This is a genomic window from Microcoleus sp. MOSTC5, assembly GCF_036701825.1.
GTDB classification, from domain to species: Bacteria; Cyanobacteriota; Cyanobacteriia; order Cyanobacteriales; family Microcoleaceae; genus Microcoleus; species Microcoleus asticus.
Genome location: NZ_JAUBRK010000084.1, coordinates 1 through 12,338, shown reverse-complemented (window position 1 = coordinate 12,338; position 12,338 = coordinate 1). Strand labels below are relative to the sequence as shown.

Sequence of the window (12,338 nt, the reverse complement as noted above, 5' to 3'; positions counted from 1 at the left end):
ACGCAAGAAAGCAATTTTTAGACTATTTGTGAGGGTAAGGTGCACTTCGGCGCACCCTACAAAAGCGAGTCTGTGCGTAAATCCTGTAATTAAGACGGCAGAATATCCATCTGGAAAATTTCTGTCGGTAAAGCAATAGTGCAGCAAGCATTGGGAATATCCACAATGCCACTGATGCGACCCTCAACCGGAGCACAACTTAATAGCAAATACGCTTGTTCTCCGGTAAAACCAAACTTTTTCAAATATTCGATCGCATTCAAACAAGCTCGTCGATAAGCAACGTGGGCATCCATATAATACTGCTGACCCGTAAATTCATCAACAGAAATCCCTTCAAAAACGAGGTACTCAGAATAGCGGGGTTCCACCGGCCCGGGTTTGAAAATCGGGTTGATCATCGCGTATTTATCCATGCCACCTTTGATAATATCAACGTGGAGGTCGATGTACCCCGACATTTCAATTGCCCCGCAGAATGAAATCTCCCCGTCTCCTTGAGAAAAGTGAATATCTCCCATCGAAAGTTTCGCGCCTTCGACATACACCGGGAAGTAAATTCTCGAACCGCGCGACAGGTTCTTAATATCGCAATTGCCGCCGTGTTCCCGGGGAGGAACAGTGCGCGCCGCTTCCGCCGCAACTCGCTCGAATTCTGCCCCTTGCAGCGACCCCAAAATTGCATTTTTGGGGTTCGGCAGTTCTGCTAAAGGCGGCACTCGATCGGGATTTGTGGCTACTAATTCCGCTTCCCGTTTGTTCCATTTATTCAACAATTCCTGAGAAGGAGCGCAGCCGATTAAACCCGGATGAGTAATCCCGGCAAAGCGCACTTTTGGTATGTGTCTGGAAGCGGTATAAATTCCCTGGAAATCCCAAATTGCTTTAGCAGCAGTGGGAAAATGTTCTGTCAAAAAACCGCCGCCGTTTTCTTTAGCAAAAATTCCCGTAAAACCCCATTCGTCCCCTTGCAAAGCCCCGATATCGAGGATATCGACTACTAAAATATCCCCTGGCTGCGCGCCGTTAACGTAAATTGGCCCGCTCAAAACGTGAACTACTGTTAAGTCTACATCGCGAATGTCGTCGGGATTGTCGTCATTTTTAATTTGTCCGTCTGTCCAGTCTTTGCACTCGATGCGAAATACATCGCCGGGATTGACGGAAACTACTGCTGGAATATCTGGATGCCAGCGATTGTGACCGACTAATTCCTGTTCTGACATCGGTTTTGTCAAATCAACTTTGAAGAGAACTTGAGGCATATTCTGCACTCCTCTAGTTACTAATTTTTACATGGTATGGGCATCTTCCCCGATCAGATGCTTGATAAATGTAAATTGTTATACTAATCAGTGCAGATCCGAAAAATATTTTAGATAACGATTATCATTATTTATAAAATAACCGGGCTGCGCGGCAGTTGTGGTATGTTTTTGATAGTGAATGTTTTGAATTTCAAAAATCTGTGACTGAAACTTCGATCGCACAAAATACAGATAATGTTAAAAATGGATGGCACGGCTACCTGAATTTAACCTACGCCAACCGCAACGGCAAAACTCAAATTATTCGCAATGAAATGCAAGCACCGCTGAAGGTGCAGCGCCCGTTTTATCCTGAAGGGAAAGACGTTTGTCACAGCGTAATTTTGCACACGGCTGGGGGAGTTGTCGGGGGCGATCGACTTTCCAGCCATTTTCACCTCCAACCCAACGCAAAAGCCTTGATTACCACGGCCGCCGCTGGTAAAATCTATCGCAGCAGCGGACGAAAATCACAACAAAATATTGACATTCAACTAGATATCGGTGCTAATTTAGAATGGCTGCCACAGGAAACAATAGTTTTTGACGGCGCAATATATCGGCAAAATTTGCGGGTAGAATTAGCACCAACAGCGAGGATTTTACTGTGGGAAATTACTAGGTTTGGGCGCAGTGCTAGGGGCGAAAAGTTCTTGTCTGGAGAATGGCGATCGCACACCGAAGTCTGGCAACAAAACAGCCCTTTATGGATTGACAGACAATTGCTCAAAGGTGGAGAAAAAATGCTCGAAAGTCCTCACGGTTTCGCAGGAAAACCCGTAGTCGCCACCCTCGCTTGGGTAGGCGAACCCGTAACCACAGAACTCGTGGAAAAAGTGCGAGATTTGCCATGTGAGGCAACAATTTATCCTGGTAATTCCACCGTCGGCGTGACTCGTATTTCTAACGGTTTGTTGTGCCGATATCGCGGTACATCCACAACCGCAGCTAGAGACTGGTTTGTCAGCATTTGGCAGTTGCTGCGCTTGTCTTTTTCACAATGCCCTTGCTGTTTGCCCAGAGTTTGGATAAAATAGGATGATCTTTGAGTTTCAATGTATAGTTGCCCTCCTAACTAGATTATTCATCTCTCTCTTCTCTTCCTCTGCGCCCTCTGCGCCCTTTGCGGTTTAATCATTCAGAAACAACCGCAAACGATATCATAACCAAATAATGCGATCGCCCTTACCCGAATAAAAATGCAACTCACCCCCCAAGAAAAAGACAAACTGCTGATTTTCACCGCCGCCCTGGTAGCAGAGCGCCGGAAACAAAGAGGTTTAAAATTAAACTATCCAGAAGCACTAGCCTACATTTCCGCCGCGATTTTAGAAGGAGCAAGAGATGGTCTCACCGTCGCAGATTTAATGAGTTACGGGACAACTCTTCTGACGCGGGAAGATGTGATGGAAGGGATACCAGAAATGGTGCATGAAGTGCAGGTTGAGGCGACTTTTCCCGACGGAACTAAGTTGGTGACAGTGCACGATCCGATCCGTTAAAAAATCAACCACAGATACTCAGAGGAGGAAAAAATGATTCCAGGAGAAATGATTGTTTCAGCAGGCCAAATAGAATTAAATGCCGATCGCCCAACGGTGCGGATGCTGGTAGCAAATACGGGCGATAGACCCATTCAAATCGGTTCCCACTATCACTTTTATGAGGCAAACGAAGCCTTAGAATTTAATCGAGAACAAGCAAAAGGACTGCGGTTGGATATCCCAGCAGGTACAGCAGTCAGGTTTGAGCCGGGAGATGAAAGGGAAGTTCAATTAGTACCGTTTGTTGGTAGCCGTCAAGTCTACGGCTTTAATGGAAAAGTGGACGGTCATCTGGATGCTGAAGTATGAAGCCAGAAGGTAGTTCACGATTGTTGAATTTTGAATTTGGAACTTTTTAACTTAAAAGTCATACCAGTTTCAAAAAATAATGCAACAACTGCAGTCAAGATCCACACCATGATAGTGATCGGCCATCCCCAATCCCCAATCCCCAATCGAAAATGGTATCACTTCCAGCCCTACGCATGGAGAGTGGCAAAGCAATCTCAAAACTTTTTCTCTGCCTTCTGCATAAGTGCCTTCTGGCTTTCTTTTGTTAGTTCAATCTCAGACTTTTGAGCGAGTTAAAATCTGCTGTTTGGGATATAGCGTGGTTATTAAAACTGCAAGGATATACAGCAAAAGTGCGTGATGAACCCAAAATTAGTTGACCAGATAAAACAGGCATTGAAGCAGAGCTTGCTGGAAACATCTAGGCGTGTCTGGAGAACCCCGTTAGATCGGCGCACCAGCATCAAATTGTTAGATGACAGCATCGTTTATAAAAAGCAGCACCCACCTATCAATATACCCGCATTAACCTCGGTAAATAAAGTGCCTTCTCGGTTTTTTGCCACGGAAAAAACCGTGTCTTTTGACCCAGATTATGTGTGGAAGATTTCCCTGAATCAAAAAATAACTTCTCTAACTATTTGTACGTCGGGCAACACGCTGCTGAATAACAAGTTGCTTTTAGACTTGGATTTTCGGATTAGCGGTGCGGGCATTCTGGAATGGCCTTACAAACCCAACCAAATTACCTATCCGCTGGTAGTTGCTCCTTGGTCGCATTTGTGGTGTAGTTATTATGATTATGTCATTTTTGTGCTGGCTAAACTTTGTCGAATTGAGGAGGCTTTAGGTAAGGAAATTTGGCAAGAAGCTAAAATTTGTTATCCTTTACGGCATACTGATTTTGAGTTGGGCTTTATGACGAAACTCGGTATTCCTGAAAGTTCCCTAATCGACACTCGGGCTAGAGATACGGGATATCATGCAGAAAGTGCGGTGGTGGGAAACAATCAAGACTGGTATTTTCCCAGTCCTTACGATATAGAGCTTTTGCGTAGAAAATTCGGTTTTCAGGAAAAGGTAAAGCCTTATAGAAAACTTTATCTGTCTAGAAGTGGCCGGCGCCAGGTTAAAAATGAAGTACAAGTGCGCGAGGTTTTAAAAGAATTTGATTTTGAAATTTTGGAAGATATCTCGCGCACTGTTGATGAACAAATTCGTCTGTTTGCAGAAGCAGCGGTGGTTGTAGGCCCTCACGGGGCTGGTTTTACAAATTTGCTGTGGTGTCAGCCGGGAACGAAAGTATTGGAATGCTTTTATGGAGGCTACACTCCGCCATATTTCTATTACATTTGCCAGCTATTGGGATTAGAATACTCCCGTATGGTTGAGGACAGCAATGAATCCGAAGATTGGAGTTTCATTGGCATGGATATGACGGTGGATGTGGAGGTTTTGAAAAGGGAAATCAAGAAAATGCTGGAGTAAACTTGCCCCCTCATACGATTTTCGATTTGAGATCGGGAAGAATTGATGCCTATTAGGTTTAAAAGTTGCCTAAAATTGCATTTTTTTTAACTCGTTTCAGATTGAGTAACTCGGCACATAGTATAATTAAAGTTAATCTCAACTGCTAACTAAAAAAATATTAGGAGCGAGCATGAGTTACAGAATGGATCGCCGCGCTTACGCGGAAACTTTCGGGCCGACTACAGGCGATCGCGTCCGATTAGCCGATACAGAATTATTCATAGAAGTTGAAAAAGACTTCACAACCTACGGGGATGAAGTTAAATTTGGCGGCGGCAAAGTCATTCGCGACGGCATGGGACAGTCGCCTATTTCTAATGCGGACGGTGCAGTTGACACGGTAATTACTAATGCTTTAATATTAGACTGGTGGGGAATTGTTAAAGCAGATGTCGGTATTAAAGACGGCAAAATTTACAAAATTGGTAAAGCCGGAAATCCTTACATTCAAGATAGGGTAGATATTATTATCGGACCCGGTACAGAAGTCATTGCTGGTGAAGGGATGATTCTTACGGCGGGGGGAATTGACAGTCACATTCACTTTATTTGTCCGCAACAAATAGAAGTGGCGATCGCCTCCGGCATCACTACAATGATCGGCGGCGGCACTGGCCCTGCAACGGGTACAAACGCCACTACTTGCACTCCCGGGCCTTGGCATATGTACAGGATGCTGCAAGCAGCCGACGCTTTCCCGGTAAATCTAGGATTTTTAGGTAAAGGAAATAGCAGTCAACCTCAAGGATTAGTCGAACAAGTTTTTGCCGGTGCAATGGGTTTGAAACTCCACGAAGATTGGGGAACTACGCCAGCAACAATTGACACTTGTTTGAGTGTCGCTGACGAGTACGACGTGCAAGTTGCAATTCACACCGACACCCTCAATGAAGCGGGATTTGTAGAAGCCACAATTGCCGCATTTAAAAATCGTGCCATTCACACTTACCACACCGAAGGTGCTGGCGGCGGACACGCACCGGATATTATTAAAGTCTGCGGTCAAGCTAATGTTTTGCCTTCGTCAACTAACCCGACTCGCCCTTACACAGTCAATACTTTAGAAGAACATTTAGATATGTTGATGGTTTGCCACCATTTAGATCGGGGCATTCCTGAAGATGTCGCTTTTGCTGAGTCGAGAATTAGAAGGGAAACTATTGCTGCTGAGGATATTTTGCACGATTTAGGTGCGTTTAGTATGATTTCTTCTGACTCGCAGGCGATGGGAAGAGTTGGAGAGGTGATTATTCGGACTTGGCAAACGGCTCATAAAATGAAAGTGCAGCGGGGAAATTTACCCCCCCTAACCCCCCCTTACCAAGGGGGGGAAACAGAGGGGATTAACGACAATTTTCGGGTAAAGCGGTACATTGCAAAATATACAATTAATCCGGCGATTACTCACGGAATTAGTCAGTATGTCGGTTCGGTGGAAGAGGGAAAGTTGGCAGATTTGTGTTTGTGGCGATCGGCTTTTTTCGGGGTGAAGCCGGAACTGGTAATTAAAGGAGGGGCGATCGCCTACGGGCAGATGGGAGATGCTAACGCCAGCATTCCCACGCCGCAACCGGTGCATATGAGGCCGATGTTTGGCAGTTTTGGCGGTGCGATTGGGGCGACTTGTCTGACGTTCGTTTCCCAAGCTGCGCGCGATCGAGGTATTGCCGCACAGCTCGGTTTGCAAAAGCCCGCTGTAGCAGTTTCCGGGACGCGACAAATTAGCAAAAGAGACATGAAACTCAACGATTATTTGCCACAAATGGAAGTCGATCCAGAAACTTATGAAGTCAGGGCGGATGGGGAATTGTTAACTTGCGAACCGGCAACAGTTTTGCCAATGGCTCAGCGGTACTTTTTATTTTGAGGCTAAATCAGTTGTAAATAGGTGATTCGCTCATCAACCTCTTATTTCTCGTAGAAACCGGGTTGATGAGCGTAATTACTAACAAATAAAATGTCTTTGTGTTCGCAGGAAGTGAAGCAAGTATTTTGAATATGATTTTATTGGGATAACTTGAGCGATCGCACTATCAAACCCTGACACAAAAACCAAAAATAAAGTGCTATATTAATCCCGCTCAACAGCTTCGGTATTCCCTCCAGCAAGCTCGAAACAATCTCGTTTTTTAAAGGCAGCGCTTCTGCAAAAAAGGCAACAAATAACAAACCAACGCCACTCAGCAGTAAAGCATAGGGAGTCGAGCGAATTTCTTTCCTAAAAGCTAATCCGTATGCAATTGCCACCCAGGCGTAAAATATGACAATTGTCACTTTCGGGAAACCCGCACGTCCCAGATGAACGTGGGTGCGAAAAACTTCATTGAACAGAAAGCAACCTGCAAACAGTGCCGAATATAAAATAAATCGATTTTCTGGGCGCTCTGGTTGAATAATTCTCAGCAATCCAAAGGTAAAAGCGCACACCATTACCGATAAATAAAATAACATTTGAAACGCCAAAAAAAAGAAACCTGCACCCGGATACGTGGCAGAGCAAGGCGGCAAAAACAACCCTTTTACTGAAGAACCGAACAAACTCAGACACGCCGTCACTAGCCCAACTAGCACTAAAGTTAGACTATTGAACAACAATACAGTTCTGTAATTTGCCATAATTAATAACTAAAATCTAACAACAGTATATTGCGCGTCAAACCATTTTTTGCTAGGGCTTGTGCACGGGGGTTCAGAAACCGGGTTTTTTACGAAAATACTGCGTTGTGACCTGCAGATTCGGTAAAAAACCCGGTTTCTCTGTCGGAGTGCGTAAGTCGCGATCGTGTTCTTTGAGTAAAGGTGAGATATTCGGTGAAAGGACAAAGCATTGCTGTGTTTCTACAGCAGGCAATTGAGAATCGACAAATATTTAAACAGAGACGAAATCTTCAGGGCCGATGAAATTGGGAGCAACGCCTGTCAAAGAAGCTAAAACTTCACCGCTGCTGGCTAGTCTAATTAATGTGCCGTTAGTTCCAGGAGAAATTGATAGCTGTCCGAAGGTCAAGCCGTTGATTAATTGCACGGTATCTTGAGAGTTGCCGAAATCAGAGATGGTATCAACTCCCAATCGGGCACCTAAAACAAATACATCGTTGCCCGCGCCACCGCCAAGATTATCGTTTCCCATACCGCCGTTGAGGGTGTCAAAACCTTTTCCCCCAGACAGGTTATCGCTGCCATCGCCACCATTGATGATATCGTTGCCCCGCAAACCAGTCAGCACGTCATCGCCTGCCAAACCGTTGATGGTGTCGCTGCCGGGAGTGCCTGTCAGGTTGTCGTTGCCGGGAGTGCCGTTGATGAGGTTTGGAGGGTTATTGATGCCGCCTGAAGTGCTGCCGATGTCAGAAACAAAGATGTCGGTGGTATTGTTGGTATCCCCCGGCACGAGGTTGGAGGCATCAGATTCAAACGACACTTTCTGTCCGTTCGCCGAGACTTTCGGTCCGTTCGCCGGGATGGCGGAGATGCCGGCGGAGAAGCTGTTCCCCTGATTGCCTGCTGAGTCTACAGAGACGCGGGTGGTGGTATTGGTTAACAAGTCCCGCACGAAGATGTCGGTTTGATTGTTAGTATCCCCCGGCACCAGGTTGGAAGCATCAGAGTTAAACGCCACAAACCGCCCGTCGGCTGAGATGGAGGGAGCAGCGAAGGAGGTTTTGTCCCCCTGATTGCCTGCTGAGTCTACAGAGACGCGGGTGGTGGTATTGGTTAACAAGTCGCGCACGAAGACATCCTGAGCATTGTTCGTGTCTCCCGGCACGAGGTTGGAGGCATCAGAGTTAAACACCACAAACCGCCCGTCGCCTGAGATGGAGGGATAGGCGGATCTGCTGTTCCCCGGATTGCCTGCTGAGTCTACAGAGACGCGGATGGTGGTGTTGGTTGACAAGTCCCGCACGAAGATGTCGCCAGCATTGTTAGTATTCCCCGGCACGAGATTGGTTGCATAAGAAGTAAACGCCACAAACCGCCCGTCGCCTGAGATGGAGGGGAATAGGGAGAAGTCGTTTGTCTGATTGCCTGCTGAGTCTACAGAGACGCGGGTGGTGGTGTTGGTTGACAAGTCCCGCACGAAGATGTCCGGTTGATTGTTAGTATCCCCCGGCACGAAGTTGGTGGCATTAGATTCAAACGCTACAAACCTTCCGTCGCCTGAGATGGAGGAATAGGTGACGCTACCGTTCCCCGGATTGCCTGCTGAGTCTACAGAGACGCGGGTAGTTGTATTGGTTGACAAGTCCCGCACGAAGATGTCATAGAGATTGTTAGTATCCCCCGGCACGAGGTTGGAGGCATTAGATTGAAATACTACAAACCGCCCGTCGGCTGAGACGGAGGGAGAGAAGGAGGAGCTGTTCCCCGGATTGCCTGCTGAGTCTACAGAGACGCGGGTGGTGGTATTGGTGAGCGTGTCCCGCACGAAGATGTCGCTGCTACCGTTAGTATCCCCGGGCACGAGGTTGAAGGCATTAGATTGAAATGCTACAAACCGCCCATCGGCTGAGATGGAGGAATTGTTGGAGAAGCCGTTCGCCTGATTGCCTGCTGAGTCTACAGAGACGCGATTAAGGGTCATAAGTCCTTACACTAAAATTGCAAATTTGGTAAATTGACGAGTGTTCACTCGCCCGAAGCTTCAGACAAAACAGATTCGCGCGCTTGTAGGGCGATCGACTAATATTTCTGAATAGTTGCTGCCTGTTCTTTCTAGGCTATTATCGCATTTGAATTGGCTGTTGAAGTCAAAATTTGCTCAACCTGAGCCGGAGTTAGAGTCGGATTTGCATTCAAAACTAAAGCCGCTACACCCGCTACGTGAGGAGCTGCCATCGATGTGCCGCTGTAGGTTTTGTAGGTGTTATCGGGAGTTGTAGAAAGGATATCTACTCCAGGTGCGACTACGTAATCCAAAGGTTTAGAACCTGCATAGTTAGAGAAGTCAGCCACTCGGCCATTTCGATCGATTCCTCCGACAGCAATTCCGAAGCGATCGGCATATCTAGCTGGATAGTCTGGTTCAGAAAAACCATCATTTCCTGCTGACATGACGACAACAACTCCTTTGTTAGTTGCGTACTGAATTGCCTCATTAACCTCGATGCTAGGCGACCAGCCACCAATACTAAAATTAATTACATTAGCTCCATTATCAGCAGCATAGCGAATTCCCGCAGCAAAATTATTGAAGTTCCCAGAGCCAAATTCCGGCAAAACTCTCACAGGCATAATCTTTGCATTGTAGGCAACTCCAGTTATGCCAAAATCATTTCGTTCGGCCGCGATCGCACCTGCTACGTGAGTCCCGTGACCGTCGAAATCCCCATCCATTGGGTTGTTGTCGTTCCACACAAAATCCCAACCCCGAATATCATCAATATATCCGTTGCGATCGTCGTCAATTCGGTTATTGGGAATCTCATCCGCATTCTGCCAAATATTGGCATCTAAATCGAGATGGGTGTAGTCAACGCCGGTATCGACGACAGCTACAACAATCCCATTTCCGGTAATTCCCCCCTGCCAAACTTCCGGCGCATTTACCATGTCTCTTGCCAAATCATTCCCGCCCAAATTAGGAACTTCTGGGAACTTAACTGGACTGTTAAAAGTGCGGGCTACTGCTGCATTTGCATCCACTAAACCGTATCCGTAATTGCTGCTAAAACCAGTACCAGGCGTTGCAGCCAGATTCAGGTTGTAATTCTTATAGTCAAAGTAACTATAAACTGCGACATAGTAATCTCCAGGAGTCAGGTTGAAGAAATTTATCTCGCCGGATGCACCGGGTGAGGCATAATCGCTGTCAAGAAGTTCATCATAATCAGCCTCGCCGTTGCGATTCTTATCTTGAATCAACTCGATTCCTGCTCCATTCAAAACATCGATACGCAAGCTTACATCGCTATTGTTGTTAATAGTAAATCGATAATAATCCTCGTTATCGTCAACTCCGACAAAATCATTGAATGTGAGGCGATTGTTATCAGCAACACCAATATTGCGTGCAGTGGCTAAGGAGTTATCTGGGTCTGATAAATTCAACTGATTAGCCGTTCTCGTTCCTGTGAGGGGATCTCTGCCGACAGCGATCGCATCTGAGTTCGATTTTTGTTGAGCAGCAGATGTACCGCTAGCGGCTGGAGCGCTGCCTGAGTAACTGAAAACCTCGCTATTTTGAGATACTATAAAATTTGCTATTTGTTGTTGTTCGGTGCTGCCGATCACTTTCAAATTATCAGTGTCAAAGCCGTTGCTAGGGACGCTACCGTTAAATTGACTGGATGCAGTGAAAAAGTTAAGCTGACCGCTGTTACCAAAGGTTGTTAATGCTGCTGTGAGCTGCTGTTCGCGATCGATTGCAAATATACCGAGCGTACTTTCCATAAATTCACTCCTGATAATTTGAGATTCACTTGTGTTTAGGGGAGACAATGCTTGATTTTAAATTAATTAAGATTATTCCCGATGCGAGATGATAAGTCAATTCATAAATTCATTGCTTGAGTTCATAAAAGTCATAACCCTAATTTCATAAAAGTCATATTTTTCGGCAAGTTATGCCGTTTCAAGCTGAAGCTGTTGTTTTTGCGTCAAAACCATCGCTATGTGTTTTTCGTAATAGGCAGCTTCGTTAATGAATACAGGGAAAACAGTAGATTCTCCTTGATAGGGGAGTGATTCTCCCGTAAATGTGAGAAACATCGGTTCACCGGGATGTAAGGGTTCATAGTCTTTGAACTGAAGTTGGGGATGGATCGCAGCTTGCAGTTCACCTACTGAATTTCTGGGATAGTCTATTGAGCCGATCGCCTGATATACAGTTAAATGTGATGGTGTAGGAAGCGGTTTTCCCCGATTTTGTGCGTCGAGATAATCCAGAATGGCGTGAACCAGCATTTCGGTTTGCTGAAGCTGACGGGCGTTAATGACTCCCTGGGCGATCGGCCCAACTTCTATGGTGCAACCGAAAGCAGAGAGCGATCGAAGCATTGGGGCATTTTGACCAGAATGCTCTCCGAAACAAACTCGCACTGACGGATCGAGCTCACTCAAATAAGCTAATAATTGCAAATAGAATGGATGTTTGCTCGATGGTAAAATTGTCAGCCCCATGTTGGCCGTTGTGCTGTGAAGGTCAACGATCGCATCAGCCCCGTGTTCGTCTTTCGGACATAGTTGGGCGGAGATTTCCTTAGCACGTCTGTTCTCGTAACCCATCAAATCTGGGTTAGACAAATCTTCCTCGGCAAAGCAACGGTTCAAATCGCGATCGACATAACGCCGATTGGACTTTACCGCTTGAGGATTAGCTAATAGAGTAACCACCTCAAAGCTCGATCGTTTCAGTAAGTCTGGGAATTGTTGAAACTTATTAATCAGATAAACCCCAGTCAACTCGTTTCCGTGGGTTCCTCCCACAACTGCAACTCGTCGAATTACTTGTGAAATCATTAAAAATCCTCATTAAGCAATAGTTAAATGCGTAGTTTCTGCCGAAATTTATAACTATTAATTTCACTATAAAAAAGTTATTGCTATATGTCAAATACTTTTTTATATATAACAATATACTGAAAAAATATATTAGACCTCTTGCAAAAAAGATTTATGTTATAATTAGAGGTTTTAAATTTCATCCCCTAGAGCTAACTCATAATTG

Annotated in this window: 10 protein-coding genes; 5 read left to right on the top strand and 5 right to left on the bottom strand. The window is 45.6% G+C overall.

What is annotated here, in order from left to right; translation table 11 throughout:
• Nucleotides 1-89: 89 nt before the first annotated feature.
• Nucleotides 90-1,265 (bottom strand): formamidase, encoded by a 1,176-nt coding sequence (gene fmdA / locus QUA54_RS30445; RefSeq protein WP_333418325.1) that lies wholly within the window; start codon nucleotides 1,263-1,265, stop codon nucleotides 90-92.
• A 203-nt stretch (nucleotides 1,266-1,468) separates the two neighbouring features.
• On the opposite strand from fmdA, the gene QUA54_RS30440 reads away from it, so the two are divergent.
• The 5 genes from QUA54_RS30440 to ureC all read left to right on the top strand — a co-directional run bounded on the left by QUA54_RS30440 (nucleotide 1,469) and on the right by ureC (nucleotide 6,539).
• Complete coding sequence (locus QUA54_RS30440) at nucleotides 1,469-2,344, top strand: urease accessory protein UreD (RefSeq protein WP_333418323.1); 876 nt, start codon at nucleotides 1,469-1,471, stop codon at nucleotides 2,342-2,344.
• Nucleotides 2,345-2,506: 162 nt separating this feature from the next.
• A complete protein-coding gene (gene ureA / locus QUA54_RS30435) occupies nucleotides 2,507-2,809 on the top strand; it encodes an urease subunit gamma (RefSeq protein WP_015179363.1) in 303 nt (100 codons plus the stop codon).
• Between the two features lie 33 nt (nucleotides 2,810-2,842).
• Complete coding sequence (locus tag QUA54_RS30430; RefSeq protein ID WP_333418322.1) at nucleotides 2,843-3,160, top strand: urease subunit beta; 318 nt, start codon at nucleotides 2,843-2,845, stop codon at nucleotides 3,158-3,160.
• A 342-nt stretch (nucleotides 3,161-3,502) separates the two neighbouring features.
• The gene (locus QUA54_RS30425) at nucleotides 3,503-4,630 is read left to right on the top strand and encodes a glycosyltransferase family 61 protein (RefSeq protein ID WP_333418320.1); all 1,128 of its coding nucleotides are present in this window, start codon (nucleotides 3,503-3,505) and stop codon (nucleotides 4,628-4,630) included.
• Nucleotides 4,631-4,802: 172 nt separating this feature from the next.
• Entirely contained in the window at nucleotides 4,803-6,539 is a 1,737-nt protein-coding gene (gene ureC / locus QUA54_RS30420; protein WP_333418318.1) for an urease subunit alpha, read from the top strand.
• A gap of 137 nt (nucleotides 6,540-6,676) precedes the next feature.
• Here the strand turns inward: ureC and QUA54_RS30415 are convergent, their stop codons facing one another.
• The 4 genes from QUA54_RS30415 to QUA54_RS30400 all read right to left on the bottom strand — a co-directional run bounded on the left by QUA54_RS30415 (nucleotide 6,677) and on the right by QUA54_RS30400 (nucleotide 12,130).
• Nucleotides 6,677-7,288 (bottom strand): hypothetical protein, encoded by a 612-nt coding sequence (locus QUA54_RS30415; RefSeq protein ID WP_333418316.1) that lies wholly within the window; start codon nucleotides 7,286-7,288, stop codon nucleotides 6,677-6,679.
• 253 nt (nucleotides 7,289-7,541) lie between these two features.
• Nucleotides 7,542-9,254 (bottom strand): calcium-binding protein, encoded by a 1,713-nt coding sequence (locus QUA54_RS30410; protein ID WP_333418314.1) that lies wholly within the window; start codon nucleotides 9,252-9,254, stop codon nucleotides 7,542-7,544.
• Between the two features lie 131 nt (nucleotides 9,255-9,385).
• The gene (locus tag QUA54_RS30405; RefSeq protein ID WP_333418312.1) at nucleotides 9,386-11,062 is read right to left on the bottom strand and encodes a S8 family peptidase; all 1,677 of its coding nucleotides are present in this window, start codon (nucleotides 11,060-11,062) and stop codon (nucleotides 9,386-9,388) included.
• 171 nt (nucleotides 11,063-11,233) lie between these two features.
• On the bottom strand, nucleotides 11,234-12,130 hold the full coding sequence (locus tag QUA54_RS30400; protein WP_333418310.1) for an aspartoacylase: 897 nt from the start codon (nucleotides 12,128-12,130) through the stop codon (nucleotides 11,234-11,236).
• Nucleotides 12,131-12,338: the final 208 nt, after the last annotated feature.

Bases quoted from the DNA above. Each gene is read 5' to 3' on its own strand.
- QUA54_RS30410 (WP_333418314.1), bottom strand. From the start codon at position 9,254: ATGACCCTTAATCGCGTCTCTGTAGACTCAGCAGGCAATCAGGCGAAC.
- QUA54_RS30430 (WP_333418322.1), top strand. From the start codon at position 2,843: ATGATTCCAGGAGAAATGATTGTTTCAGCAGGCCAAATAGAATTAAAT.
- ureC (WP_333418318.1), top strand. From the start codon at position 4,803: ATGAGTTACAGAATGGATCGCCGCGCTTACGCGGAAACTTTCGGGCCG.
- QUA54_RS30405 (WP_333418312.1), bottom strand. From the start codon at position 11,062: ATGGAAAGTACGCTCGGTATATTTGCAATCGATCGCGAACAGCAGCTC.
- fmdA (WP_333418325.1), bottom strand. From the start codon at position 1,265: ATGCCTCAAGTTCTCTTCAAAGTTGATTTGACAAAACCGATGTCAGAA.
- ureA (WP_015179363.1), top strand. From the start codon at position 2,507: ATGCAACTCACCCCCCAAGAAAAAGACAAACTGCTGATTTTCACCGCC.
- QUA54_RS30415 (WP_333418316.1), bottom strand. From the start codon at position 7,288: ATGGCAAATTACAGAACTGTATTGTTGTTCAATAGTCTAACTTTAGTG.
- QUA54_RS30400 (WP_333418310.1), bottom strand. From the start codon at position 12,130: ATGATTTCACAAGTAATTCGACGAGTTGCAGTTGTGGGAGGAACCCAC.
- QUA54_RS30425 (WP_333418320.1), top strand. From the start codon at position 3,503: ATGAACCCAAAATTAGTTGACCAGATAAAACAGGCATTGAAGCAGAGC.